The organism is Aeromonas sp. S41-2 (genome assembly GCF_027705845.1).
GTDB lineage: Bacteria > Pseudomonadota > Gammaproteobacteria > Enterobacterales > Aeromonadaceae > Aeromonas > Aeromonas hydrophila.
The window spans coordinates 800,974-826,655 of record NZ_JAPDCG010000001.1; the positions used below are offsets into that span (position 1 = coordinate 800,974).

Below are 25,682 nucleotides of genomic sequence, written 5' to 3' on the forward strand. Positions count from 1 at the left end.
CCACTCACAGGCGCTCGGCCAGCCAGCCATGGAACCCGAGCGCCTGAAAATAGCGCCGACCAACGCCAAAGCCCGCCGTCTGCAACAGGTGTCGGGTCTGTTTCTCATCGAGAGGAAAGAAGTCCTGTGCCAAACGCAGCACCATCTGTTCGCTGGCGCTCCGAGGCAGACCGGCACGGTGCGCGTGCAGCCCCATCACGGCGCGCTCGTCATCGTCTTGCGCAGCCATCAGGTCGGCCAGCAACAGAGGGGCACCGCGCCTGAGCTGGCGGGCGATGTCAGCGAGCAGTACCGCCTTTTGTTCCTGCGGCAGAAAGTGCAGCACCAGCAGACAGAGTGCACCGTCACACGCCATGCTGTCGGCCGGCAACGGTCCCTCCCACCATGTGATCCGCGCCACCATCCCCGCCTGCTCGGCTTGCCTTCTGGCCTGCGCCAGCATGTCGGCCGATATGTCCTGGGCAATGAACTGCCAGCGGGGACACAGGCTGCCCAACAACAGCAGTTCGCTGCCCGTGCCAACCCCTACCAGCAGAACGCGCGCCTCCGGCCCAAGCCGCCCCATCAATTGGGACGCGCTGAGCTGATGCAGCAGCTCATAACCTGGTACCAACCGAGTAATGCGCTGGTCATAATCCAGCGCCCCCTCTCCATTGAATCGCGTCATCCTCACCTCTCCTCCCCGTGAAAACTCCTTGATAGAGCCTGCCGCCGGGAGAAGGTAAAGCATCAGATCACATCGAAGCTTACTCAGGGGATGAACTGGCCATGCACTCTGGAGAAGCCTGACGAGCATCCAATCGTATGCCTGCAGACTCCACATCCACGTCGTAGAGCTTCCTTTTGGCGGGCACAACCAGATCGTTTTTTATCAGGCGGACATTTGACAAACTCCATGCCCAGTAACCCGGTTCCCAACCACTTGAGCAAGCCGCAGTGACCTCATCAGATCGCCATTCATGGACCTCCTCAATATCGACGATCGCAACGACTCTACCGTCGGGGTCGCATGGCATATCACGAGATAAAAACACTGTATTTTCAACAATCAGAAGATCGCGAACAGGGAGAGTGGGGGGACACCAGGAGCGAACCTCCAATGTCTTTTTACCTGATGCGATATTGGTTCCGTGCGGAGTCACGATCGAAAGTGCAAGCATCAATACATCCTTGTATTTTTACGCCTTGATGATCATCGATTCGAGGATGGCAATCTCTCTACAGCCTCTTGATGCCATTAAGCTGTATTTCTCCCGATTAACACATTGAAATCAAGAAAGAACATCAGCAACCGCTCACGAAAGCATGCGTAAAACACCCCATCTCTGTTATTTCGTATCCCCCTCTCTTCAGCGCAAGCAAGGGTGGGAGGAGTCCATAGCTTTCAACGCTTCAAACTCCCCATCACATGCATTTCGCAGCGGTGGCAGTCAAACCGCAGGCGGAAGGTGTCCTTGCCCATCTTGAGCTCCAACGGCTCGGCCTTGAGGCCGGGCACCTCGTTCGGGCAGAGGTTCTGGCTGTAGCGGATGCAGTGTTTGGTGATCATCAGCACCACTTCCCGCTCCTCCTTGTTTGCCTCATAAGCGGGCTCGATGCGCTCCACCCCGTGCTCGCGGAAGAACTGTTCGGCCGCGCTGTTCAGCACGTTGCCAAGGTAGGAGAGACGGTGCTGGGGATAGTGGACATCCCGCAGCGCGATGCGTCGCTCGGGGCGCTGGTAGCTGGCCACGCGCGCCGCCTCCAGCGCGGCGATACCCTCCCGGCGCAAGCCGTTGAGCATGGATGCGGCGATGAATAGCGGGTGAGTAAACGCCAACTCAACCTTGCGCGCCACAAACAGGGTATTGCCGAGTTTGCCAAGCTGGTCACGCGCCTGTTGCTGCGCCCGCTCCGGGCTGTCGGCCGGCTGCTTGTCGCAGGGGAGCGCGACGGCGGCGCTGATGCCCTGCTCGTCGGTAAGCGTGAGGCGCAAGCCCTCATCACACTCTGCCAGCACCATATCGACCCGGATGCGGCGATCGGCGCTGGCCTTCTCCAGCACCTTGCTGAATGCCTGATCGTGGTTGCGGTAGATTTCGGTGCCTACCTTCAAGCCCGGCATGCGCTCTGACAGGAGTAACTGCTTACCTTCGACTTTGTTGAGGCGCATCCCCACCAGCTCGTTGTTCGGCTTGAAGAAGCCGAGGCCATCGCCGTTGTTGAGGCTCACGGGCTTGCCGTCGATCTCGATGCCGTCACGCGTCACCTTGGTAACGCGCCCCAGCGGTTCGCCCACATATTTCGGGCTCTTGGTGGAGTCGATCCCCTGCTGGCGACCATGGAGGAAGTAATCGGTGCTGCCGCGATTGAAGCTCTTTTTGGGATCAGGCGCGAAGCTGAAGCTGCAACGGCCGGCCGAGGAGGCCACCAGATCGCTGCGGCTATCCAGAATGGCATCGAGCTTCTGCCGATACCAGGCGGTGACGTTCTTGACGTAATCTAGCCCCTTGAGGCGCCCTTCAATCTTGAAGGAGCGGATCCCCGCCTCGATCAGCGCCTCCAGGTTGTCGGTCTGATCCATGTCCTTGAGGGAGAGCAGGTGACTGTCGGCCACCAGCACCTCGCCATCCGGCTTTTGCAGCGAGCAGGGCAAACGGCAGAGCTGGGCACATTCGCCACGATTGGCGCTGCGGCCGGTGCGGGCATGGCTGATGTTGCACTGACCGCTGTAGGAGACGCAGAGCGCGCCGTGGATAAAGAACTCCAGCTGCACATTGGTCGCGGCGCTTATCTCGTGGATCTGCGCAAGGGACAGCTCGCGCGCCAGCACCACCTGGGAGAAACCCACATCCTGCAGAAATTTCACCTTCTCCGGGGTGCGGTTGTCGGTCTGAGTACTGGCGTGCAACGCGATGGGGGGCAAATCGAGCGCCAGCAACCCCATGTCCTGCACGATCAGCGCATCGGCCCCCGCTTCGTAGATCTGGTGAGTCAGCCGCCGGGCCTGCTCCAGTTCGTGATCGTGCAGCAGGGTGTTGAAGGCGACAAAGACCTGGGCACCGAAGCGATGGGCATGGCGCGCCAGCGCTTCGATATCCTCGAGGGAGTTGCCCGCCGCGCTGCGGGCGCCAAAGGCGGGGCCGCCCATGTAGACGGCATCGGCACCGTGGTTGATGGCTTCGATGCCGTAGGTGAGGTTCTTGGCCGGAGCCAGCAGCTCCAACCGGTTGTTGTGGCTTAACGGGTGCTTGTTCTGGTGCATGGTCTCGGGATCAGGGCGGACAGCAAATGGGCGCCACTCTATGGCATTGCCACCCTCCCCGCCTTGATCCCGCTTAAGATCACCGCAAAATACAGGATTGGATCAGAGCACCACCTTCAGGGCCAGCCCCAGCAGCACCAGACCGCTCACCTTGTCGATGACGAAGGATTTTGCCTTGAGCCAAGCAAGCACGGGGCCACGAGAGAGCACCAGCGCTACCAGCACGTACCAGACCGCGTCGATCCCGCCGGCGGTCAGCATCATGATGCCCCCCTCGCGCCAGCCGGTGTCGGCATGTACAAACTGGCTGAACAGGGCGATGAAGAAGACCGCGAGCTGGGGGTTGAGAAAGGCCACCATAAAGCCTTCGAAGGCGCCTTGCCGACCGCGCAGCTGGTGCACCTCTTCGCTCGCCTCCCCCTTGGCAGGCTTGGCCAGCAGCGCCTTGACCCCGAGCCAGGCGAGAAATGCGGCGCCGCCGTAGCGGATAACATCAAACAGCAGCGGGGTCTGGGTGATCAGGATCGCGAGGCCAAGCGCCGTGATCAGCGCATAGATGCCAACCCCGAAGCCGTGGCCAAGCGCGGTGGCCACGCCGTGCCCCTGCCCTCCCTGCACCGTGTTGCGGATGATCAGCGCCAGGCTCGGCCCCGGGCTGATGGCGCCCATCACGCAGATTGCAGCCAGTGCCAGCCAACTCGTCAGTTCCATGGTGTTCCTTGTCTCAAGCGGAATATGAATGTCTGCGCTCAGGGTAAAGGGCCTCTGGTTATGCCAGAAGTGAAAGTTGGGAATAGAACCCATAGCCAACGGCTATAGACCAACACAAGCGTCTGTTGCTAGCGGGGCGGGTTCAACACCTTGCGGCTCGCCGCCACCGTGCGCTGCAAGTGCTCGCGCAGGAAGGGATAGGCCAGTTCGCGAAACCACTTGTGGGCCGGATCCTGGTGATGGCGCTGGTGCCACAGCAGATGATACTGCTGGGTACGGCTGGCAAACGGCAGATCGCAAAAGTGCAGGGCGTGCTCGCAGGAGAGCTGCCAGGCAATGTGGGCCGGAGTGGTCAGCAGGCAGTCGGTGCGCAGCAACACCTCCACCGCCGCCTGAAAGAAGGGCACCCGGGCAAACCAGCGCCGGGACAACCCCTGCGGTGCCAGTACCTGCTCCACCGGGCTGTCCTTGTCGCCACCACCACTCACCTGCAAATGGGGCCAAGCGAGGTAGTCATCGAGACTGAGCGAGCGCCCTGCCAACGGGTGGTGGCTCCCCATCAACACCACCAGCCGATCTTCCCCCTGATGCAGGCCACGGATCTGATCCGGCACCAGTTCGGTGATGGTGGAGACCATGTCCAGCTCGGATTGCCACAGCTGCGGCAGCAGGCGCTTGTCCCACAGGCTGTACTCCAGCGCCGCCAGCGGCGCCTCCCTGGCCAGCGCCGCGCAGATATCCGGCAGGATGTGCTGGGCCACGTAATCGGAGGAGGCGAGCCGGAACACCCGCTCGCAGCGGCTCGAGTCAAAACCGGGGGCCTCGTAGAGCCGCTCCAGCGCACCGAGGGAGTCCGCCAGCTGGGCAGCCAGCGCCTCGGCCCGTGGCGTCAGCAGCCAGCGCTGCCCCTCCCGCACCAGCAACTCGTCGCCAAACTCGCTGCGCAGCTGGCCCAGCTGCTTGCTGATGGAGGGCTGGCTCAGGTGCATCAGCTCCGCCGCCCGGCTGATGTTGCGGGTCTCCAGCAACACCTTGAGGGTGGGCAGCAGGTTGAGATTGGCTTTGTGCAAGGGGTGATTCCATCCAGTGGCGAAAGCCCTATCTTAGGGCAGCCAAGCCCTGTGGTTTAAGCGAAATTTCCCGGCGACTCCCGCAATCTGGCGTGACCCTGCTGCCAGATAACCATGACCACAAGATGACAGTGGTTGCCCCGTGCGGCATAATTGCGCGATTTTCCGCCCGCGGGCGATCCACTTGAGAAGCGGTAACAAGATGAAATACGCCAATATCACCGGCTGGGGCAAATGCCTGCCTCCCTCCGTACTGACCAACGACGACCTCAGCACCATCATGGATACGTCGGATGAGTGGATCTACCCGCGCACCGGCATCAAGGCTCGCCGCATCTCCCACGTCAGCACCTCCGATCTGGCCACCCTGGCCGGGCGTCGCGCGCTGGCCTGCGCCGGGCTGGAAGCCAGCGACCTCGACGGCATCATCCTGGCCACCGCCACGCCGGACAACCTGCTGCCGAGCGCCGCCTCCGCGGTGCAGAAGAAGCTGGGCGCCGTCAATGCCGCCGTGTTCGATCTCAACGCCGCCTGCACCGGTTTCGTCTACTCCCTATCGGTCGCCACCTCGCTGGTACAGACCGGCATGATGAAGAAGGTGCTGGTGATCGGCGCCGAGCGACTCACCTATCTGCTGGACTGGGCCCGTCGCGACACCGCCGTGCTGTTTGGCGACGGCGCCGGCGCCGTGGTCATCGAGGCGAGCGAGCAGGAGAGCGGCCTGATCGCCAACAAGCTGGGCTGTGACAGCGAGGCACGCGAGATCCTGCATGTGCCGAACTTCGGTACCGACCGGGTGCGCTTTGCCGACATCGACGGCCTCTTTACCTTCAACTTTGAAGGCCAGGAGATCTTCAAACGGGCCGTACGCGGCATGGGCGAAGCCACCAACACGGTACTGGCACAGGCCGGCATCGCTCCGGAGCAGATCGATCTTATCGTGCCGCACCAGGCCAACATCCGCATCATCGAGACCCTCGCCAAGCGCATGAACGCGCCGATGGAGAAGGTGATGGTCAACATCGAGCACTACGGCAACACCTCCGCCGCCACCGTGCCCATCGCCCTGTGCGAGGCGCTCGAACAAGGCCGCGTCCAGCCGAACAGCTATCTGCTGACCGCCGCCTTCGGTGCCGGCCTGACCTGGGGCGCCGCCATCATCAAGTGGGGCGATCGCGTGACGCCCATCAAGGCATGCGAGGCCGAGCTGCCGCCGTGCGACAAGAGCGCGCTCGAGCTTATCGCCCATGCCGTGGAAGGGTGCCAGAAGGCCCACGCCGCCGAAGCGTAAATCTACACATACAGCACCAAGAGCCTGCCAATGCAGGCTCTTTTTATTGCCTCCCCCAGCACTTCTTCCCTCCTCCCAGGCTCCGGCCCTCTCACGGCTGTGTCTCCCGCCGATGGCCCTGTGACAGTCGCCATATTCCAGTTTTCTCAGTAGCGCCCCCCGAATAGGACCAATTTGTAACCAGCCCATTTTTTTGCGCTAACCTTACTGAGCTATTGATAACTAGCAAGTTGGCGCTTGGGTCCCTACCTGAGGGGACGGCGGTTCACCTTCTTCCATCCATATGCAGGGGCAAGTTCGCGTATGACAGACAACACAAGGGCACACTCCTCCCCTTTCTGGGAGCCTGTCAGCTGGGCCTGCGGCCTTGGCCTGGGCCTGTTCAGCACCCTGCTGCTGGTACTTGCAGGCAGCCCCTTGCCGTATCTGCTGGCCAACCTGGTGCTGGCCGTGGCTACCACCCTGTGGAGTGCCCGCCACTACCACGCCAAACCTGCCGGCAAGCCCGATGAACAAGAACAGACTCCGTCATGGTCCGCTGCCGGGCTCAACCACTCCATCATCGGGCTCGAGCAGGTGTGCGAAAAGGCCGTGCCCATCTGGTCGCAACAGATTGAAAACTCTCGCCAGCAAACCGAAGGGGCCATGATTGACCTCACCCAGCGCTTTGCCGGGCTGACCACCAAGCTGGAAGAAGCGGTTGCCGCCTCCCACAACGCAGCCGGTGATCTGGGCGGCGAGAAATCCGCCGGCATGGCCGCCGTGCTGGCCGAGAGTCAGGCCCAGCTCAACCAGGTCGTCGCCATCATGCACTCCACCCAGGCCAACCGTGACGCCATGCTGGCAGAGATAAAAACCCTCACCGCCTACACCATCGAACTCAACACCATGGCGCTCGACGTGGCCAAGATAGCCTCCCAGACCAACCTGCTGGCCCTCAACGCCGCCATCGAGGCGGCCAGGGCCGGTGAAGCGGGTCGTGGCTTCGCGGTGGTGGCGGACGAGGTGCGCACCCTGTCGCGCCTCTCCAGCGAGACCGCCCAGAAGATGACCGACAAGGTCGATACCATCAACACCGGCATCGGCCGAGCCTTCCAGATTGCCGAGAGTGCGGCAGGGCGGGATCAGGCCGCCGTCAGCGACGCCGAACACGCCATCGAACAGGTACTGGAGCGCTTTCGGATGGCCACCACCAGCCTGGCCGAATCGGCAGCCCTGCTGCAGAGCGAGAGTACCGGGATCCACCGTGAGATTTCCGATGTCATCGTTTCGTTACAGTTCCAGGATAGAGTCAGTCAGATCCTTGGCCATGTTCGTCAGAACATGGACAGCCTCAACGATCACCTGATCTCGTCGCGCACCAAAACGCACCAGTCCGGCCCCATCCAGATTGATGCGGAAAGCTGGCTGGCAGACATGGAACTCTCATATGCCACCGATGAGCAGCGCAATATCCATCACGGTCGCAAAACCACGACGGCAACCCCATCCAGCAACGCTGATGTCACTTTTTTCTAGGAGAGAGATATGGCCAAAACAGTCCTGATCGTGGATGACTCGGCAACCATACGCCAGGTCGTCGGCATGACGCTCAAGGGCGCCGGTTACGAGGTGATGGAGGCTTGTGACGGCAAGGACGCCCTCAAGAAACTCGACGGCAAGAAGATCAACCTCATCATCAGCGACGTCAACATGCCGAACATGGACGGCATCAGCTTCGTCAAGGAGGCCAAGAAACTGGCCAGCTACAAGTTCACCCCGGTGATCATGCTGACCACCGAGTCCCAGGACAGCAAGAAGCAGGAAGGGCAGGCTGCGGGAGCCAAGGCCTGGGTGGTCAAGCCGTTCCAGCCGGACCAGATGCTGGCTGCCGTTGCTAAGCTCATCATGCCCTGAGTCAGGAGGCATTCATGCCGCTGCATATCGAAACGGGCGAAGAGAAGACTGTTGTGGTCATTGCGGGTGAGATGACCATCTATACCGCAGCCGAACTCAAACAGGCGCTCACTCCCCTGCTCTATCGCCAGCAAGAGCTGGAGCTGGATCTCTCCCAGGTCAGTGAAATAGACAGTGCCGGCCTGCAACTGCTGCTGGCCGCCAAGAAGACGGCGCTGCAGGGCGGCTATCCGCTGCATCTGGTCATGCACAGCCATGCGGTACTCGATGCCCTTGAGCTGTGCCAGCTGGCAACCTTCTTCGGCGATCCCACCCTCATCCCCCACCCCGATCACGCCTAGCCGGTTCCGCGGACAAGGAGTCATTCGTGAGCATCAATCTTGATCAGGCCCTGCAAACCTACATCGCCGAGGCACGTGAGCTGCTCGAGGAGATGGAGTCCGCACTGCTGACGCTGGAAAACGAGCCGGACAATAGCGAGCTCATCGGCGCCATCTTCCGGGCGGCCCACACCATCAAGGGCTCCGCCGGCCTGTTTGGCCTGCAACCCATCGTCAGCTTTACCCACATCGTCGAGGATCTGCTCGATCAGGTGCGCAACCAGCAGCTGGCGATCAGTGAAGCACTCATCAAGGATCTGCTGGAGAGCCGGGATCACATCGAACGTCTGGTCAGCCTGGTGGCAGAACAAGGGGAAGCCCTCGGTGCGGATGAACAGGCTCAGGATGAGCAGCTGAGAAGCAACCTGGCACGCCATCAAACCACCAGCCAAACCGGCCTGCCGGAACACAACCCGCCAGCCGAGACCAGCCCGGTCAGCAAGGAGGAGGGTCATGTCAGCGCCACGTCTCTGTGGCACATCTCCCTGCGCTTTGGCCCGGATGTGCTGCGCAACGGCATGGATCCCACCTCTTTTCTGCGCTACCTCGGCACCATGGGTACCCTCTGCGCCATCGAGACCATTCACCATGCTCTGCCTGACTGGGAACATTTCGATCCGGAGAGTTGCTACTTGGGCTACGAACTCGATCTGGATACCCAGGCCGACAAGAATGCCCTGAGCGATGTGTTCGAATTCGTGCGTGATGACTGCCGTATCACCATCATTCCACCCCACAGCAAGCTGGCCGAGTACATCGACCTCATCAATGCCCTGCCGGAAGACAACGAGATGCTGGGGCAGCTGCTGGTCAAGACCGGCGCCCTGACTGCCAGCGAGCTGGTACTCGGGCTGCAAGCCCAGCATGAACAACCGCAGACCGACGCCGGCAAGCTGGGAGAGATCCTGATTGCCCAGGGTGCCGTCAGCGAGGTGGTGGTGGATGCCGCGCTCAAGAAGCAGAGCCAGAACAAGGAGAGCAAAAACAAGGAGGGACGCTATGTCCGGGTCCATGCCGACAAGCTGGATGACCTGATCAATCTGGTGGGCGAACTGGTGGTCGCCAGCTCGGGGGCCAACCTGCTGGCCCAGCGTTCCCGGGACAGCCAGTTGCAGGAGGCCAACTCCACCATTGCCATGCTGGTCGAAGAGATCCGGGATGGTGCGCTGCGTCTGCGCATGGTGCCCATCGGCGATACCTTCAACCGCTTCCAGCGGGTAGTGCGGGATGTCAGCCATGAACTGGACAAAGACATCGCGCTGGTCATCACCGGCGGCGATACCGAACTGGACAAATCGGTGGTGGAGAAGATCGGCGACCCTTTGATGCACCTGGTACGCAACGCCATGGACCACGGCATCGAATCGGCTGACAGAAGAGTGGCCGTCGGCAAGCCGGCACGGGGCACCCTGACTCTCAACGCCTATCACGACTCCGGCAGCATCGTCATCGAAATCCAGGACGATGGCGCCGGCCTCAACAAGGCCAGGATCCTGCAAAAGGCGCAAGAACGCGGCCTGGTAACCACCAATGCCACCCTGACGGATCAGGAGATCTACCAGCTCATCTTCGAACCCGGCTTCTCCACGGCGGAGGCCATCACCAATCTCTCCGGCCGCGGGGTGGGCATGGATGTGGTCAAACGCAACATCCAGGCCCTGCGCGGCAGTGTTGAGCTCGACAGCAAACCCGGCCTCGGCACCCGGGTCCAGATCCGGCTGCCGCTCACTCTGGCCATCATCGATGGTTTTCTGGTGCGCGTCAGCACGACCCACTACGTCATCCCCCTCGACATGGTGATCGAATGTGTGGAGCTGACCCAGAGCGCGCTGGCCGATACCCAGGGGCGCAACTACATCAATCTGCGCGGCGAAGTGCTGCCTTTTGTCCGGCTGCAGCACTATTTCGACGTCGAGGGCACCAGAGGGCGCCGGGAAAACATCGTGGTCGTCAGCCATGGCGGCAAGAAATCCGGCCTGGTGGTCGACGAGCTGCTGGGTGAATTCCAGACCGTCATCAAGCCGCTCGGCAAGCTGTTCCAGCGCCTGCAGGGGATCAGCGGCTCCACCATTCTGGGAGGCGGTGAAGTTGCCCTCATTCTGGATATCCCCTCTCTCATTCAGCACGCCATCGAGCAGGAGCTGGGCCAGCTGAGCCAGTACGCCATTCCACGTCTGCAAACCCAACCTAGAGTCAATTAACGCCAGGAGCCTGTCATGTTCAAAAACTCCACCATCAAGCTGCGACTCACCATTCTACTCTGCCTGCTCTGCGCACTGCTGCTGGGAGTGGGTGCCTTGGGACTCTACAACATGCAGAGCAGCAACAAGGGTCTGCAGCGGGTCTACAACGATCGGGTGGTGCCGCTCAAACAGCTCAAGACCATCTCAGACAATTATGCCGTCGCCATCATCGACAACGTCAACAAGGCCAATGCGGGCCTCATCAGTGCCGAAGAGGCGCGACAACAGATCCAGCATGCCCAGCAGCAGATCAAGTTGGAGTGGCAGCATTACCAGGCCACCAAGCTGACCGAAGCCGAGCAGAAGCTGTCAGCCGAGGCCAACAGCCTGTTCAGCGCAGCGGACCGGGATATCACCCGACTGGAAGCGTTTCTCTCGACCCAGCGCGGTGTCGTCACCGGCATGCTCAACGAATTTGACGGCAAGCTTTACAGCTCCATCGATCCCATCGGCGGCAAGATAACCGAGCTGGTCAGCCTGCAGCTCGACGTAGCCAAATCCGAGTACGAGCAGGCGCAGGCCTGGTATGACGTCATGCTACTCACCATGCTGGCGGTCGTTGCCGCGGGCATGGTGGCTGCCGCCTGGTTTGGCATCGTCCTCATCCGCAGCATCATCTCCCCCATCAACCAAGCACTGCAGGTAGCCAACCACCTGGCCGAAGGCAACCTCGACGTGACCATCGACATCGGAGCCCACGACGAAGCCGGACAACTGCTGCTGGCCATGCAGAACATGGTCAACAAGCTGACCGCACTCATCAACGACATCGAGACCCTGGTGACTGCCGCCGTCGAGCAGGGAAACTTCAGTTACAAGATCGAACTGGATGGACGCCAGGGCTACATCAAGCGGTTGTCCGAACTGCTCAACCGTCTATCCAACGTCACCGACACCAGCCTCAACGATGTGATGCGCATCGCCACCGCCCTGTCGCGGGGTGATCTGACCCAGAAGATAGAACAACCCTATCCGGGTATTTTTGGCCAGACCAAGGATGGCCTCAACAGCACCATAGAGGCGCTGACCGCCATCATCGAAGAAGTGCGCAACGCCGCCGACAACCTGACCAATGCCTCCAACCAGGTCAGCACCACGGCCCAGTCCCTGAGCCAGGCCACCAGCGAACAGGCCGCCAGCGTGGAAGAGACCAGCGCCTCCATCGAGCAGATGAGCGCCAGCATCAACCAGAACACCGACAACGCCAAGGTCACCGACAACATGGCGAGCAGTGCCGTGCTTGAAGCCACCGAAGGTGGCCGCTCGGTCCAGCAGACGGTGGCCGCAATGCAGCAGATCGCCCGCAAGGTCAGCATCATCGACGACATTGCCTACCAGACCAATCTGCTGGCACTCAACGCCGCCATCGAGGCGGCCCGGGCCGGTGAACACGGCAAAGGCTTCGCGGTGGTAGCCGCCGAGGTCCGCAAGCTGGCCGAACGCAGCCAGATAGCGGCGCAGGAGATAGGCGAGCTCTCATCGAGCAGCGTCGATACTGCCGAGAAGGCCGGCAGCCTGCTTGACAAGATAGTGCCCTCCATTCGCAAGACTTCCGATCTGGTGCAGGAGATCAATGCCGCCTCCGGTGAGCAGGCCAGCGCCGCCAACCAGATAAGCCTCGCCATGAGCCAGCTCAATCAGGTGACCCAGCAAAACGCCGCCAGCAGCGAGGAGCTGGCAGCCACGGCCGAAGAGATGAGCTCTCAGGCCAATGAGTTGCAGCAAACCATGGATTTTTTCTCGCTGGAGAACCTGAGCAAACCGGCAAGGACCCACGAGAGCGGACATAAAGGATTGCCCCCCAGAGGCAAATTTGTCATGCCGACCCAGCACCCACTGCACGGCAATACGGCAGCGCAACCTCAGGTTGACGAGGCCGATTTTGTCCGTTTTTAACCGGAGAGCCCCATGAGCATGTCTACCGAAGTGGCCGTCCAGCCTGGCACGCTGGCCCCTGATAACCAGGGCGATGCCCAGTACCTGACCTTTCTCATCAACGGCGAGATGTTTGCCATCAACATTCTCGGGGTAAAGGAGATCATCGAATACGGCAACATCACCCCCATCCCCATGATGCCGAGCTTCATCCGCGGCGTGATCAACCTCAGGGGAGCCGTGGTCTCGGTGGTGGATCTCAATGCTCGCTTTGGCAATGCTCCCTCCAGCATCACCCGCCGCAGCTGCATCGTCATTATCGAGGGAGTGCATCCGGACGACCCGGAACACGGCAATCAGGACATCGGCGTGGTAGTGGATTCCGTCTCCGAAGTACTGACCATTCCCTGCAATGAGATAGAGCCGCCACCGAGTTTCGGGGCTCGCATCCGGGCCGACTTTATCAGCGGCATGGGCAAGGTAAATGGCAAATTCGTCATCCTCATCAATACCGAGAAGGTGCTCTCCATCGACGAGATGGCACAGCTCAGCGAACTGACCCAGCAGCAGGAACGGTTGCTGGAACAGAAGCCACAGACACCGTGATTCAGGCGTAGCAAGCAACAAGAGTGTCGCTCACCACACCACACAGCAATGACATGTCGCACAAGGATAAGGCTCATGACTCAATCATTTTTTGGTAATCTGTTCGGCAACGGCAGCGCTCATGCCTTGCTGCAGGAACAACTGCTCCAGCTCATTGGTGCAACCCGATCGCTCCAGCAGGGGATCAGACAAGGCGACCAGTCAGCCCAGCTTGAGCTGGGTTCGCTCAGCGGCCCGCTGCGGGAACTCTGTCAGGAGTTCAATACCGTACTGGCACTGCTGGGGGAGCGCCTTAGCAACACCCTCGCCACCATCAGTGCCAACCAGACCCTGTATGATGAAAACCTGCGAGTGCGCAAGGCGCTGGATGGGGCCTCGACCAATGTGATGATCGCCGATACCAATCTCGACATCGTCTATATGAATGAAGCCGTGCTCGCCATGCTGGGCCAGGCCGAATCGGACATTCGCAAGGATCTGCCCAATTTTGATGTCAGACAGCTGATGGGCAAGAACATTGATACCTTCCACAAAGACCCTTCCCATCAGCGCAGCATGCTGGCCAAACTGAACAGCACCTATCGCGCCCAGATAACCGTCGGGGGGCGTATCTTCTCGCTGATCGCCAATCCGGTCTTCAACGATGGCGGCGAACGGCTTGGCTCCGTTGTCGAGTGGTCAGACCGGACCAAGGAGATCGCCATCGAGAACGAGATGAAGGCTGCCAGCGCCGCGGCCAAGATCGCCGCAGCAGAGAGCCTGCGCGTCAAGAAGGCGCTCGATGGCGCCAGCACCAACGTGATGATCGCCGACACCGATCTCAACATCATCTACATGAATGAATCCGTCAAAGAGATGCTGAGCCTGGCTGAAGCGGATATTCGCAAAGAACTCTACAACTTCAATTCAGCCACCCTGATGGGGGCCAACATCGACAGCTTCCACAAAAATCCGGGCCATCAGCGCAGCATGCTGGCCAAGCTGAACAACACCTATCGCACCCAGATCCTGCTCGGCGGGCGCACCTTCTCGCTCATCGCCAACCCGGTGTTTAGCGACGATGGCGAACGGCTCGGCTCCGTGGTCGAGTGGTCGGATCGCACCAAAGAAGTCGCCATCGAGCGGGAGATGTCGGAAATAGTGCAGGCGGTGATCAACGGCGAACTGCACCGTCGCATGGACCTGACCGGCAAGAATGGCTTCTTCCAGACCCTGGGAGAGGGGATCAATCGCATCGCTGAGGTGATCGATACCAGCCTCAACGACGTGATCCGGGTGGTGCAATCCCTGGCCAGAGGCGACCTGACCCAACAGGTCGAAGCCGACTACCCCGGTGTATTTGGCACCACCAAGGACTCCCTCAACCAGACCATCGTCTCGCTGACCAATATCGTCACCGAAGTACGGGGCGCATCTGACAATCTCTCCAGCGCGGCCGAACAGGTCAGCGCCACCGCCCAATCCATCAGCCAGTCAAGCAGCGAACAGGCTTCCAGCATGGAAGAGACCAGCGCCTCCATCGAGCAGATGAGCGCCAGCATCAACCAGAACACCGACAATGCCCAAGTCACCGATGGCATGGCCAGCAAGGCCGCCAAGGAGGCCATGGAAGGCGGTGAGGCCGTCAAGCTCACGGTCGATGCCATGAAGCAGATCGCCAAACGGATCGGCATCATCGACGACATCGCCTACCAGACCAATCTGCTGGCCCTCAATGCCGCCATCGAGGCCGCCCGGGCCGGGGATCACGGCAAGGGCTTCGCCGTGGTAGCCGCCGAAGTGCGCAAACTGGCGGAGCGCAGCCAGGTCGCAGCCCAGGAGATCGGCGAGCTGGCCTCTAGCAGTGTCGACATGGCGGAGAAGGCGGGCCGTCTGCTCGATCAGATGGTGCCCTCCATCAACAAGACCTCGGATCTGGTGCAGGAGATCAGCGCCGCCTCCGCCGAACAGTCCACCGGCGTCAGCCAGATCAACATCGCCATGAATCAGCTGAGCCAGGTCACTCAACAAAATGCCTCCTGCAGTGAGGAGCTGGCCGCCACCGCCGAGGAGATGAGCAGCCAGGCAGAACAGCTACAACTGGCGATGGAGTTCTTCACGCTGGAACAGCACAAGCACGGCGCCAACCAGAAGGCACCGGCCCGTGGTAGCCCACGGGGGCGTTTCATGCACGAGGGCAACGGCCAGGAAGGTGTAGGCACCACGCCACGCCCTCACAATGACGCCGACTTTATCCGCTTCTAGCCTGATGCGGGTGGGCCAAGCTCACCCGCATCCCGCTCACCGCAGGGAGTTTGCGCGTGTATCAGACCCAGTTGCATGATGATGAGTTTGCGCAGTTTCAACGCTGGATCCACCAGACGGCGGGTATCGACTTGTCACCGGCCAAAAAGGCCCTGGTCGCCAGCCGCCTGTCAAAGCGCCTCTGCCACTACGAGCTGGAGAGCTACGGCGACTATTTCAGCCTGATCATGAATAACCGGGGGGCAGAACTGCAGGTCGCACTCGATCTGCTCACCACCAACGAGACCTATTTTTTTCGCGAACCCAAGCACTTTGAATTTCTCGGCAACAAGGTATTGGCACAACTGCCAAAAGAACGGGCGGTACGGATCTGGAGCGCGGCCAGCTCTTCCGGTGAAGAGCCCTACAGCCTGGCCATGACCCTGGCCGACAATCTGAACCATGGCAGTTGGGAGGTCATCGCCTCGGATATCTCGACCCGAGTGCTGGAGCAGGCCAGATCCGGGCAATATCCCATCGAGCGGGCCCACAACATCCCGCTACCATTTTTGATGAAGTACTGCCTGAAAGGGGTCGGTTTTCAGGAAGGCACCTTCATCATCGATCGCAAGCTGCGCGAGAAGGTGCAGTTTCATCACATCAATCTGAATCAGGAACTACCCGACATCGGGCTGTTCGACGTCATCCTGATCCGCAACGTGATGATCTATTTCAACCGGGAGACCAAGGCCCAGGTACTGCAACGGTTGGTGCCGCGCCTGCGCAAAGGGGGCTATCTCATCGTCAGTCATGCCGAGAGCCTGAACGGTCTGCCTCATGGCCTGCAACTGGTATCGCCTTCCATCTATCTGAAACCATAAGGGTTTCAATATGAGAGAGGTCTCGCTGCAACCCGGAGAATTCTATTTTGGGCAGGATGACACCATCATTCGCACCCATCTTGGTTCCTGTGTGGCCATTACCATGTGGCACCCGGAACAGAAGCGAGGCGGCATGTGCCACTACATGCTGCCCAGCCGAGGTCACAACACCATGAGTCTGGACGGTCGCTATGCCGATGAAGCAATTCAGCTATTTATCAATGAGATAAGCAAATATCCCGCTCCCATCCACGAATACGAGGTCAAGCTCTTTGGCGGCGGCAACATGTTTATCGAACAACAAACGCTCAACACCATGAATGTGGCCATCAGAAACATCAAGGCCGCCTGGCAACTGACCCAGCATCTGGGCCTCACCATCAAGGCCCACCATCTTGGCCATGCGGGACACAGAAGCCTGATTTTTGAGCTGGCCAACGGCAATGTCTGGGTGCGTCATCACCGCTTGCCACATCGCTAAGGGGACGGGAATGAAACAGATCAAGGTCATGCTGGTGGATGATTCCGCCGTGGTCAGGCAGGTATTGCAGGCCATTCTCGAGCAGGAGCCGGATATCAAGGTCATCGCCACCGCGTCTGATCCGCTGTTTGCACTGGAGAAGCTGAAGAAGGAGTGGCCGGACGTGATCGTGCTGGACGTGGAGATGCCGCGCATGGATGGCATCACCTTCCTCACCAAGATCATGGCCGAGCACCCCACTCCCGTGGTCATCTGCTCTTCCCTGACCGAAAAAGGGGCGGAGACCACGCTGCAAGCCATGGCCGCCGGCGCCGTGGACATCATCACCAAGCCCACCGTCGGCCTGAAAAGCTTTCTGCAGGAGTCGGCGCAGGAGCTGGCCATGGCGGTACGCGCAGCCGCCCAGGCCAATGTCAGACGACTGGCCAAAGTGCCCGCCCCCAGCGTCGCCCCCAAGCTCAACGCCGACGCCATCATGCCCGCCGCCAGCCAGCATGCCATGGCCCAGACCACCGAGCGGATCGTAGCGATCGGTACCTCCACCGGCGGCACCCAGGCGCTGGAAGCCGTGTTGACCACCCTGCCCCGGGTCTGCCCCGGCATTGTCATCGTGCAGCACATGCCGGAGAAGTTCACCGCTTCATTTGCCGAGCGGCTCAACAGCCTGTGCCAGATAGAAGTGCGGGAGGCCAAGAGCAATGACAGGGTGATCCCCGGGCTGGCGCTGATCGCCCCCGGCGGCAAGCACATGCTGCTCAAACGCAGCGGCGCCTACTATCACGTCGACGTGATGGACGGCCCCCTCATCAACCGCCACCGCCCTTCGGTAGACGTGCTGTTTCGCTCGGTGGCCAAGTTTGCCGGCGGCAATGCCACCGGCATCATCATGACCGGGATGGGGGATGACGGCGCCCGCGGATTACGGGAAATGCTGGAGGCGGGCGCCAACACCTTCGCCCAGGATGAGGCCTCCTGCGTGGTCTTCGGCATGCCCAAGGAGGCCATCAAGCTTGGCGCCGCCCGCCATGTCTTGCCGCTGCAGGATATCCATCACGCCATCGTGGGCCGCTAGCAGGCAACAGAGAGATGAGACGACACAGCCCGGCATGACCGGGCTGTTTTATCTCAATGCGGCATATCGTCGAGCAGGGCAAACAGACGGTCAATCTCGGCCGAGGTGTTGTAGTGCATGCAACCTATGCGCAGCACCCCATCGCTCACTCCCAGTTGCTCAACCAGTGCCAAGGCATAGAAGTGGCCAGCCCAGCTGCATACCTGATGCAGTCCCAAAAACTCGGCCATCTCGGCCGGAGTATGACGGTTTGACGTCAGGGCGAAGGTCGGGGTACGCCCCTGGCTGCCGTGAATGCCGTGCAGGGTGAACCAGGGCCGCTCAGCCAGCTTGGCCAGCAGGTGCTCGCTGAGCTGGCGTTCATGGGCCTGGCTGCGGGCAAACGCCAGATCGAGGCGAGCTTCCAGCTCATTCTCTGCGCCATCCAACCCGGACAGGGAGGCCAGGTATTCGACGGTGGCCTCCACCCCGGCCAGTGCTTCCCAGCTCTGGGTGCCGGTCTCCCACTTGTAGGGCGCCACATTTTTGGCCGGTTCAACCTTGTAAGGAGTGAAATGCGCCAGGTGACGATACTTGCCGTAGAGAATGCCGAGGTGCGGGCCGAAAAACTTGTAGGCGGAACACCCCAGAAAATCGCAATCCCAGGCCTGCACATCGATACGCTCGTGGGGAGCAAAGTGAACCGCATCCACATAGAGCAGCGCCCCTACCCCGTGCACCGCATCAGCGATGCGAGGGATGTCGACCAGAGTGCCGGTAGTATTGGAGGCCGCCGTCACCGCCACCAGCCGGGTCTTGGGCCCCAGCAGGCTGAACAGATGCTCATAGTCCAGCCCGCCGGTGGCCACGTCCACTCTTGCCTGATGCACCACCACACCGCGATCCGCCGCCGCTTGCTGCCAACTGGAAACGTTGGAGTAGTGATCGAGCGCGCTGACGATGATCTCGTCACCAGCCTGCCACTCCCGCGCCAGCGCTCGGCTGAGCGCAAAGGTCAGGGTGGTGAAGTTGGCGCCGAACACTATCTCCTCTGCCCGCTCAGCCCCCAGCAACGCAGCCACCGCCTGCCTGGCCCGCAGCGCCTGCTGCTCGGTCACCCTGGCCGAGAAAAAGGGGCCGCCCAGATTGGCGTTGAAGTGACCGAGGTAATCGGTCATGGCGGTGAGTACGGCATGTGGCACCTGAGCGCCACCGGGGCCGTCGAAGAAGATGGGGGCTTTGCCCTCAACCAGCTGATTGAGAGCGGGAAACTGGCCGCGCAACACGGCGATATCGAGAGCCTGCATAGGGAGAGTCCACAATCCATGTTAACAGTTGAATAACATGGCGAGAGTAAAATGCGGCAGCAGCAATGTCCATCAAGGAAGCGGTCAGCCATCACACTTAGAAGAGAAGGTGATTTTTTCAGTACAAAACGCTACTCGGCGCATCTTGTCTGATGGTGCTTCACACCCGCGATGAGTCCTGGATCCGGTATGACAGCGACAGGGAAGTCGTTGATAAGCGTGAAAAATGAGCGACAAATATCAAAAAATGACCGAATGGCACTTTTTTATCGCCAGATAGGCCCACCAGGGGTTCACAAAGAGCGAAGATCTGATAGTATGCGCCTCGCACTTGGGGAGGGGTTCCCGAGCGGCCAAAGGGATCAGACTGTAAATCTGACGGCTCTGCCTTCGAAGGTTCGAATCCTTCTCCCTCCACCATTCAAGTGCAACAATCAGGAAAATACCCCGTGGAGGGGTTCCCGAGCGGCCAAAGGGATCAGACTGTAAATCTGACGGCTCTGCCTTCGAAGGTTCGAATCCTTCTCCCTCCACCATCTTCCTGAACACAATATGCAAGGCCCCTGTGGAGGGGTTCCCGAGCGGCCAAAGGGATCAGACTGTAAATCTGACGGCTCTGCCTTCGAAGGTTCGAATCCTTCTCCCTCCACCATCATTCAAGAAAACCCGGCCCAGTGCCGGGTTTTCGCTTTTCACGCTTCTATCCATTTGACACTGTCAGATCTGACAATTGCCTGCCGGCCCGCTTTTGGAAACAGTATTGCCATCGCATCAAGAGACATGACCATGTTCGAGATCTGGGATGAAAAGGGACAGGCAACCGGGCTGAGTCTGCCGCAGCTGCAGCAACGACTGAGCTCCTATCGGGGTGAAGTGATGGTGCGCTACACCAACCGCATCGGCCTGCCGACCACCCTGTTTCTGACCGTCGACCAGGGCCTTGCCTATCAGCGCTTCAAAGCCGATACCCCCCTGCTCGACTGGACCTGGCTGGCACAGGCCGTACAGCCCGTCCCCTCCTCCGGTCACCCTGCGTTGTCATCAGATAGCCACAGCAGGCTGACGACAGTCTCGGGATAGTGCCGCTAGTTCATCGACAAGTTGTTGCAAAACATCGCGAAATTTCATCAACTCCCCCTCGCATCGTGCACGCCCATCTTTGCGGATTTGTTCTTCCAGATGCCATGCCTGTTCTGCTACTCCGTCAACCCTCATCATGGCTATCGTTCCCGCCTGTCGATGCACCCAATTTGCAAGCGCCTTGTCATCCTCATGGCTCAAGCCAAGGGACTGTTCCAGCTCCTGACGAAACGACACCAGCATTGTCTCAAATGAAGAACCAAATGCTGCCTGTAACAGATTGATATCGAGCAACCTGGGTACCGGCAATATCTGCCACTTCATCAGCATCTGGCGCAGTCCGTCCATGAGTACGGGCTTGCCCAGTACATCATTCATACCGGCCGCCAGACAACGCTGTGCCTGCTCCGGCAACACGTTGGCCGTCATGGCAATGATGGGGAGTTGTGCCAACCCCTCTGTGGCCCGCACCCGACGGGTAAACTCATAACCATCCATCACCGGCATCTGGCAATCGCACAGGATCAGGTCATAGCGATGAAAAGTCAGCATGGCGAGCGCCTGTCGACCATTCTCAGCCAGATCGCACTGCAGATTGAGCTGTTTGAGCTGGCGCTGCACCAAAACCTGATTCAGGTGGTGATCCTCGACGACCAGCAATCGCTGTGGCAACAGTGGTTCATCCGCTCCAACTGACGGAAAATCGGACGGCAGTTGCTCGGCCAGGCCCAGCTGGCGATAACAGACATCCCTCACGGCCTGCCAGGTCAGGGGATTACTGTTGAGGCAATAATGACCATCATCACGAAGCTGATAACCCAGCACGTTGCCAAGCGGCGCGACCCGGATGGCGGCCGGCTCATTCAGGTCACCAAACAACAAGTGTGCGCCCTGTGGGGCTCCACACAGCCGCAACCCCAGCGACAGCAGATGCAACCGTAGCGTGTGGTGCAGTTTGCCATCCGGCAATGCCATGAAGACGCTCAGCCCCGCCAGCTTGGGGTCCGGTTCATGACGTGCTTCCAGTGCCAGGGGGATAGACAAGCCGATATGGGTACCCAGCCCTGGGGCACTCTCAAGCCTCAATCGCCCCCCCATCAAGGTCGCCAGTGTCTGACTGATACTGAGACCAAGTCCGGTCCCCCCATAACTGCGGGTCGTGGCGCCATCCGCCTGTTCGAAGGCATTGAAAACTCGGGCCTGCACATCCTCGCTCATGCCGATGCCGGTATCCTGCACCCCAAGCAACAGCCACTGCTCTTCATCCGTCTCTCCCTCTACTCTGATCGACAGTTCGATGAAGCCGCGCTCGGTGAACTTGATCGCATTGCTGGCCAGGTTGAACAGCACCTGCTTGAGCCTCAGCACATCACCATAGAAACGGGCCCCCACTTCATCATCAACGCGCAGATAGAGTTGCAACCCTTTGCGCTGCAACTCGCTACTGGTCATTGTCAGTACGCTGTCGATGAGCTCACGCAGCAGAAAGCTGGTGGGTGCCAACTCCATCTTGCCGGCATCCAGCTTGGAGTAATCCAGCACATTGCCTATCAGCTGGAGCAGTCCTTCCGCCCCCTGATTGATGATGCCCACCATCTGGCGCTGCTCCGGATCGAGCGGGGTAAAACGCAGCTGTTCCGCCATCCCGATGATGCCGTTCATGGGGGTCCGGATCTCGTGGCTCATGGTGGCGAGGAAGTCGGCCTTCTGCCTGGCGGCCAGCTCAGCCGCCTCCTTGGCTAAAGCCAGATCGGCCTCCACCTGACGCCTGCGGGTTATCTCCTGGCGCAGGTGAAAGTAAGCGATAGAGAGTGAAAGAATAAACAGGGTGATACCGGCACCGACAGGGATCAGGGTACTGACCAGCTTGTGCCATGAAATACCCTCGTGGTAGTTCACCGCCAGCCAGCTGTTGCGGATCTGCCGCTTCTCCTTGTCACTCATGCTGTCCAACACCCGGTTAATGAGTGGCAGCAAGGGGGCATAGACCTCTCGTACGGCAACCGCGAGCTCATCCCTGAAAGGAGTGGGCGCGACAATATGCAGCGAGTCATCAAAATGCTCGTTGATGAGCCGTGATATCACCGCCAGATTGCCCATATAGGCATCACCTTTGCCGGAGGCCACCATCGCCAACCCCTCTTTTGGACTGGAAACAACCGTGGTCTGTATGTCAGGGATCCGGGACTTCAACTCGGTAATCAGCAAGCTGTCGGTGACGATCAAGTGCTTGCCCGCCAGCTCTGCAAATCCCCCAAAAGTGCTGCTGCCACGAGACATGGCAATGACCACGGGAAAGGACGCAATAGGTTGGCTCACCTGCCAGCCCGCAACCCTCTGGCTGATTCGAATAGGAATGACCGCAATATCAGCGTCTTGATGGAGCAATGCCTGCAGCAACTCTGGCCAACTCTGATCAACACGGTATTGATAGGCCAAGCCCAGCTTGTCCTTGAACACATCCAGATAATCGCCTATCAACCCCGTCAATTTACCCTCGTGATCCGCATAGGAAAACGGCACCCACCCAGGAATAAAACCCAGCCTGAGGGGAGGCAGACGGGAGAGCCACTCACGCTCATCAGGGCGCAGTAAAAAACCGCTGTGTCCCTGAAAACTCAAGCTGCCATCACTTAACCAGCTCTGTTCAAGAGCACTGCGCTCTTCCACCGTCAGCGCCTGAATCGCGGTATCAAACCGGACTCCCAGTCTGGATTTATGTTTGCTGATACCAAGGTGCAGGCTCTCCATCAACAAGGGGGCCTGAGCGACCACGGCCAGTTCTGGATGCTGGGCAATAAACTGATTCGTGACATGCAAATTGCCGATATAGGCATCGGCTCGTTTATCCAAAACGGCTTGCAGGGCCATGTCGGTATCTCGAAACAACAGGCGCAATACATCCGGATAGTAGGCTCTAACCAGCTTCTCGGTTAAAAAACCTGCCTCTATAGCCATTCGAGATTTACTTAAACCACTGACATCTCTAAAAAAAGGTGCATCATGGCGCACCACCACCACTGTTGGTGAAGAATAATAGGGGCGGCTGTAGGTAACACACTCTCGTTCATCTGCACGAAAGGCATCCAACAGAATATCAACCTGACCCGCACAACTCGCCATATATAACTGGTTCCAATCTGGATAGGCTTTCCATTCAATGCGATAGTCAAGATTCTTGGCCAATATGCTAATCAACTCGACACTGAAGCCGCTGGCATTATGTCCATCCCACCGCTGAAATGGCCCCCAGCCACCAGTCAATAACCCGACTTTTATTGTTGGTAATGAGTTGTCTTTATGAGCGAATGATAACTTTGGAAATATGCATAAATTAAATACCATTATAACGATTATGCATCGATATACGCTCATATGGAGACATCTCACTATGCCAATTCTGAAGGAGTGGATATTATCTAAGTACTAAAAAATGGTCGTGCAAAGTAGTATAGAAATGAAATGTTTGCTAGTGTAAATATTACTCAAGCTTTCATATAGGGCTCATATATGTCTTCCAAGATCATTCTTGCCGACGATCACCCGCTGATACTGACCGGGATCCGCAGCCTTATTGCACAACATCAGACCGGTTGCGAAATTGTTGCTGAAGCACACCAAGTTTCTGAATTATTCAAAACATTGCAGCAACATCACTGCGATATTTTAATAACTGACTTCAGTATGCCGGGTGACTCACGTAGCGATGGCCTGGCCATGATCCAGAGTTTAAAAAGGAATTACCCACAGCTATCCATTATCGTACTGACACAAATACAAAATGCCGGAATACTGCAAAGTTTGCTGCAACTTGGCGTCAGCGGGATACTACTGAAAAAAGCCGTCATCAGTGAACTATCTGATGCGATCCGCCATGTCTTATCTGGTCAAGAATATCTTGGTCATTCTGTAAAGTTGTTATTGGCAGAAAGCGGTATGCCTGACACAACTCAACCGCTGCAGCTGACACCAAAAGAGAATGAAGTCGTACGTCTACTGGCCAGCGGCATGTCCGTCTCTCAAGTTGCGGAGTATTTGAATCGCAGCATCAAGACCATCAGCACCCAGAAAAAGAGCGCCATGCAGCGGCTCGGTCTGCACAGTGACAGCGCTCTGTTTCAATATGCCAAAGAAAAAGGGTTAGTTTAACCCTTTTCACCAATATCAGACGACCTATAGAAGTGCATCAAATACAATGGTTACCGTTCCTTTATAAGTTCCTCCCGGGTATTTTAGTATCTTACCTAATTCGGATTTCTCTATTTTAAAAATAACTTTTTGTTCTCTACCGATAACTCCTGCCCCATCAATATTAACAGGGAACTTGGTAATGCCGGCTAGAGAAAGCATCGTTTGCTCTCCTAACGTACTCATATTGTATACGGTTAGCCTCACTTTATGGCCTGTCTGCGTATTTTTCAATTGACAGCTTAGACCATCAGCATTATCACATTTCAAAAATGCGGCATAAGTAGACGTAGCCCATAATTTATATGGTAACTCCCCGGTTAAATAAACAGGAACTCTGCCGGTCTGCATCCATTCTGTCCAGCCATAGGGTGGCTTCAACTCAACTTCACTCTCACTGGTAGTAAACTCTACTTTTATTTGATGCATTACTTTTACGGTGAAAATTATCGTTATTGAATTGTCAGAATAAGTACCCCCTCCCAGATCAAAGTCTTTATACGCACCGACAGTGAATGTGGTCCTTCCAACGTAGGTACCATTTGGCATGGTCAAAGGATTTGGCGTCTTGAGTTTATAGCCAAGATACAGGCTGGCAATTTTTACAGTTTTGCTTAAGTTATTTTGATTACTATAGCAGACACCGCCGGATGACTGCATCGACTCTTTTATTTTGCTAAACTGGAAAGTTGCTACATTATTCCATGAATACTTGTCATTGATACAGTCGCCCTGTTCCTGCAGTTTATTTTGATTATCCATAATGATCTGAGAGCCAATATCAGTCAGTATAAACTTAAATGGAAATGCGCCCCCCCCAGTTGTACTAGTCAGAATCACCTCTCTAGCCGGCGGAAATGACAAATAATGAATACCAAAACGTTTATCTTCGGTGTCCTTGACTGCTCGCTGGGTATAAGTACTCACGTAAATTGCTTGTGGTTTATCGACCGTCGCCGTTCCCGAACACCAATTCACCAGCGACTGGGTACAGGGGGTGGTGTTGATAAACTTAGCGCCCTCTTCCAAGTAATTGGCAGGATTATATTCAGCTGTAATGTTAAGCGTGGCCGCCTGGGTCAATCCCGTTAGACACAACAGCAAAATCCAGCCGTAACGATTCAGTGCTCCTGCCTTCATACTCTTTTCCTACCT

Annotated in this window: 21 protein-coding genes and 3 tRNA genes; 16 read left to right on the top strand and 8 right to left on the bottom strand. The window is 58.3% G+C overall.

Annotated features, from left to right (window positions below; all coding sequences use genetic code 11):
- Positions 1 to 4 precede the first annotated feature (4 nt).
- The 5 genes from OKC44_RS03675 to OKC44_RS03695 form a co-directional block, all read right to left on the bottom strand.
- Positions 5 to 667, bottom strand: coding sequence for a class I SAM-dependent methyltransferase (locus tag OKC44_RS03675; protein WP_270811105.1), 663 nt, complete (start codon positions 665 to 667; stop codon positions 5 to 7).
- A gap of 79 nt (positions 668 to 746) precedes the next feature.
- Complete coding sequence (locus OKC44_RS03680; RefSeq protein WP_118881774.1) at positions 747 to 1,160, bottom strand: ASCH domain-containing protein; 414 nt, start codon at positions 1,158 to 1,160, stop codon at positions 747 to 749.
- A gap of 224 nt (positions 1,161 to 1,384) precedes the next feature.
- Entirely contained in the window at positions 1,385 to 3,244 is a 1,860-nt protein-coding gene (locus OKC44_RS03685) for a peptidase U32 family protein (RefSeq protein WP_270811108.1), read from the bottom strand.
- Between the two features lie 102 nt (positions 3,245 to 3,346).
- Positions 3,347 to 3,955, bottom strand: coding sequence for a LysE family translocator (locus OKC44_RS03690; protein ID WP_016349742.1), 609 nt, complete (start codon positions 3,953 to 3,955; stop codon positions 3,347 to 3,349).
- A gap of 128 nt (positions 3,956 to 4,083) precedes the next feature.
- Positions 4,084 to 5,025, bottom strand: coding sequence for a LysR family transcriptional regulator (locus OKC44_RS03695; protein WP_270811111.1), 942 nt, complete (start codon positions 5,023 to 5,025; stop codon positions 4,084 to 4,086).
- A gap of 202 nt (positions 5,026 to 5,227) precedes the next feature.
- On the opposite strand from OKC44_RS03695, the gene OKC44_RS03700 reads away from it, so the two are divergent.
- The 11 genes from OKC44_RS03700 (at position 5,228) to OKC44_RS03750 (ending at position 17,973) form a co-directional block, all read left to right on the top strand.
- A complete protein-coding gene (locus OKC44_RS03700) occupies positions 5,228 to 6,316 on the top strand; it encodes a ketoacyl-ACP synthase III (RefSeq protein WP_270811113.1) in 1,089 nt (362 codons plus the stop codon).
- Between the two features lie 303 nt (positions 6,317 to 6,619).
- The gene (locus OKC44_RS03705) at positions 6,620 to 7,834 is read left to right on the top strand and encodes a methyl-accepting chemotaxis protein (RefSeq protein ID WP_270811115.1); all 1,215 of its coding nucleotides are present in this window, start codon (positions 6,620 to 6,622) and stop codon (positions 7,832 to 7,834) included.
- Positions 7,835 to 7,843: 9 nt separating this feature from the next.
- Positions 7,844 to 8,212 (top strand): response regulator, encoded by a 369-nt coding sequence (locus tag OKC44_RS03710; protein ID WP_011704967.1) that lies wholly within the window; start codon positions 7,844 to 7,846, stop codon positions 8,210 to 8,212.
- Between the two features lie 14 nt (positions 8,213 to 8,226).
- Positions 8,227 to 8,553, top strand: a complete 327-nt coding sequence (locus OKC44_RS03715; protein WP_270811117.1) for an STAS domain-containing protein — start codon at positions 8,227 to 8,229, stop codon at positions 8,551 to 8,553.
- A gap of 26 nt (positions 8,554 to 8,579) precedes the next feature.
- Positions 8,580 to 10,793 (top strand): chemotaxis protein CheA, encoded by a 2,214-nt coding sequence (locus OKC44_RS03720; RefSeq protein WP_270811120.1) that lies wholly within the window; start codon positions 8,580 to 8,582, stop codon positions 10,791 to 10,793.
- Between the two features lie 15 nt (positions 10,794 to 10,808).
- Positions 10,809 to 12,731 (top strand): methyl-accepting chemotaxis protein, encoded by a 1,923-nt coding sequence (locus OKC44_RS03725; RefSeq protein WP_011704964.1) that lies wholly within the window; start codon positions 10,809 to 10,811, stop codon positions 12,729 to 12,731.
- A 12-nt stretch (positions 12,732 to 12,743) separates the two neighbouring features.
- Positions 12,744 to 13,316, top strand: a complete 573-nt coding sequence (locus tag OKC44_RS03730) for a chemotaxis protein CheW (RefSeq protein ID WP_016349735.1) — start codon at positions 12,744 to 12,746, stop codon at positions 13,314 to 13,316.
- A 75-nt stretch (positions 13,317 to 13,391) separates the two neighbouring features.
- Positions 13,392 to 15,560, top strand: a complete 2,169-nt coding sequence (locus OKC44_RS03735) for a methyl-accepting chemotaxis protein (protein WP_270811123.1) — start codon at positions 13,392 to 13,394, stop codon at positions 15,558 to 15,560.
- A gap of 56 nt (positions 15,561 to 15,616) precedes the next feature.
- Positions 15,617 to 16,420, top strand: a complete 804-nt coding sequence (locus OKC44_RS03740) for a CheR family methyltransferase (protein WP_270811125.1) — start codon at positions 15,617 to 15,619, stop codon at positions 16,418 to 16,420.
- A 10-nt stretch (positions 16,421 to 16,430) separates the two neighbouring features.
- On the top strand, positions 16,431 to 16,901 hold the full coding sequence (gene cheD, locus OKC44_RS03745) for a chemoreceptor glutamine deamidase CheD (RefSeq protein ID WP_103828701.1): 471 nt from the start codon (positions 16,431 to 16,433) through the stop codon (positions 16,899 to 16,901).
- Positions 16,902 to 16,911: 10 nt separating this feature from the next.
- Positions 16,912 to 17,973, top strand: a complete 1,062-nt coding sequence (locus OKC44_RS03750; protein ID WP_011704959.1) for a protein-glutamate methylesterase/protein-glutamine glutaminase — start codon at positions 16,912 to 16,914, stop codon at positions 17,971 to 17,973.
- 53 nt (positions 17,974 to 18,026) lie between these two features.
- Here the strand turns inward: OKC44_RS03750 and OKC44_RS03755 are convergent, their stop codons facing one another.
- Positions 18,027 to 19,259 (bottom strand): cysteine desulfurase-like protein, encoded by a 1,233-nt coding sequence (locus OKC44_RS03755; RefSeq protein ID WP_270811128.1) that lies wholly within the window; start codon positions 19,257 to 19,259, stop codon positions 18,027 to 18,029.
- Positions 19,260 to 19,594: 335 nt separating this feature from the next.
- On the opposite strand from OKC44_RS03755, the gene OKC44_RS03760 reads away from it, so the two are divergent.
- From OKC44_RS03760 to OKC44_RS03775, 4 genes are all read left to right on the top strand, one after another.
- Positions 19,595 to 19,679: transfer RNA gene (locus OKC44_RS03760), tRNA-Tyr, on the top strand.
- Between the two features lie 31 nt (positions 19,680 to 19,710).
- Positions 19,711 to 19,795, top strand: a tRNA-Tyr gene (locus tag OKC44_RS03765).
- Positions 19,796 to 19,826: 31 nt separating this feature from the next.
- Positions 19,827 to 19,911 (top strand) — tRNA-Tyr (locus OKC44_RS03770).
- Positions 19,912 to 20,045: 134 nt separating this feature from the next.
- Positions 20,046 to 20,339: a hypothetical protein gene (locus OKC44_RS03775; RefSeq protein ID WP_270811130.1), complete on the top strand. Its 294-nt coding sequence runs from the start codon at positions 20,046 to 20,048 to the stop codon at positions 20,337 to 20,339.
- Here OKC44_RS03775 and OKC44_RS03780 read toward each other — a convergent pair.
- Positions 20,301 to 23,729: a transporter substrate-binding domain-containing protein gene (locus OKC44_RS03780; protein ID WP_270811132.1), complete on the bottom strand. Its 3,429-nt coding sequence runs from the start codon at positions 23,727 to 23,729 to the stop codon at positions 20,301 to 20,303. The genes OKC44_RS03775 and OKC44_RS03780 overlap by 39 nt on opposite strands.
- Before the next feature lie 120 nt (positions 23,730 to 23,849).
- On the opposite strand from OKC44_RS03780, the gene OKC44_RS03785 reads away from it, so the two are divergent.
- Positions 23,850 to 24,488, top strand: coding sequence for a response regulator (locus tag OKC44_RS03785; protein ID WP_101617926.1), 639 nt, complete (start codon positions 23,850 to 23,852; stop codon positions 24,486 to 24,488).
- Positions 24,489 to 24,512: 24 nt separating this feature from the next.
- Here OKC44_RS03785 and OKC44_RS03790 read toward each other — a convergent pair whose 3' ends face one another.
- The gene (locus tag OKC44_RS03790) at positions 24,513 to 25,667 is read right to left on the bottom strand and encodes a hypothetical protein (RefSeq protein WP_270811133.1); all 1,155 of its coding nucleotides are present in this window, start codon (positions 25,665 to 25,667) and stop codon (positions 24,513 to 24,515) included.
- Positions 25,668 to 25,682: the final 15 nt, after the last annotated feature.

Bases quoted from the DNA above. Each gene is read 5' to 3' on its own strand.
- OKC44_RS03735 (WP_270811123.1), top strand. From the start codon at position 13,392: ATGACTCAATCATTTTTTGGTAATCTGTTCGGCAACGGCAGCGCTCAT.
- OKC44_RS03775 (WP_270811130.1), top strand. From the start codon at position 20,046: ATGTTCGAGATCTGGGATGAAAAGGGACAGGCAACCGGGCTGAGTCTG.
- cheD (WP_103828701.1), top strand. From the start codon at position 16,431: ATGAGAGAGGTCTCGCTGCAACCCGGAGAATTCTATTTTGGGCAGGAT.
- OKC44_RS03790 (WP_270811133.1), bottom strand. From the start codon at position 25,667: ATGAAGGCAGGAGCACTGAATCGTTACGGCTGGATTTTGCTGTTGTGT.
- OKC44_RS03700 (WP_270811113.1), top strand. From the start codon at position 5,228: ATGAAATACGCCAATATCACCGGCTGGGGCAAATGCCTGCCTCCCTCC.
- OKC44_RS03750 (WP_011704959.1), top strand. From the start codon at position 16,912: ATGAAACAGATCAAGGTCATGCTGGTGGATGATTCCGCCGTGGTCAGG.
- OKC44_RS03680 (WP_118881774.1), bottom strand. From the start codon at position 1,160: ATGCTTGCACTTTCGATCGTGACTCCGCACGGAACCAATATCGCATCA.
- OKC44_RS03725 (WP_011704964.1), top strand. From the start codon at position 10,809: ATGTTCAAAAACTCCACCATCAAGCTGCGACTCACCATTCTACTCTGC.
- OKC44_RS03715 (WP_270811117.1), top strand. From the start codon at position 8,227: ATGCCGCTGCATATCGAAACGGGCGAAGAGAAGACTGTTGTGGTCATT.
- OKC44_RS03685 (WP_270811108.1), bottom strand. From the start codon at position 3,244: ATGCACCAGAACAAGCACCCGTTAAGCCACAACAACCGGTTGGAGCTG.
- OKC44_RS03710 (WP_011704967.1), top strand. From the start codon at position 7,844: ATGGCCAAAACAGTCCTGATCGTGGATGACTCGGCAACCATACGCCAG.
- OKC44_RS03705 (WP_270811115.1), top strand. From the start codon at position 6,620: ATGACAGACAACACAAGGGCACACTCCTCCCCTTTCTGGGAGCCTGTC.
- OKC44_RS03755 (WP_270811128.1), bottom strand. From the start codon at position 19,259: ATGCAGGCTCTCGATATCGCCGTGTTGCGCGGCCAGTTTCCCGCTCTC.
- OKC44_RS03675 (WP_270811105.1), bottom strand. From the start codon at position 667: ATGACGCGATTCAATGGAGAGGGGGCGCTGGATTATGACCAGCGCATT.
- OKC44_RS03690 (WP_016349742.1), bottom strand. From the start codon at position 3,955: ATGGAACTGACGAGTTGGCTGGCACTGGCTGCAATCTGCGTGATGGGC.
- OKC44_RS03730 (WP_016349735.1), top strand. From the start codon at position 12,744: ATGAGCATGTCTACCGAAGTGGCCGTCCAGCCTGGCACGCTGGCCCCT.
- OKC44_RS03785 (WP_101617926.1), top strand. From the start codon at position 23,850: ATGTCTTCCAAGATCATTCTTGCCGACGATCACCCGCTGATACTGACC.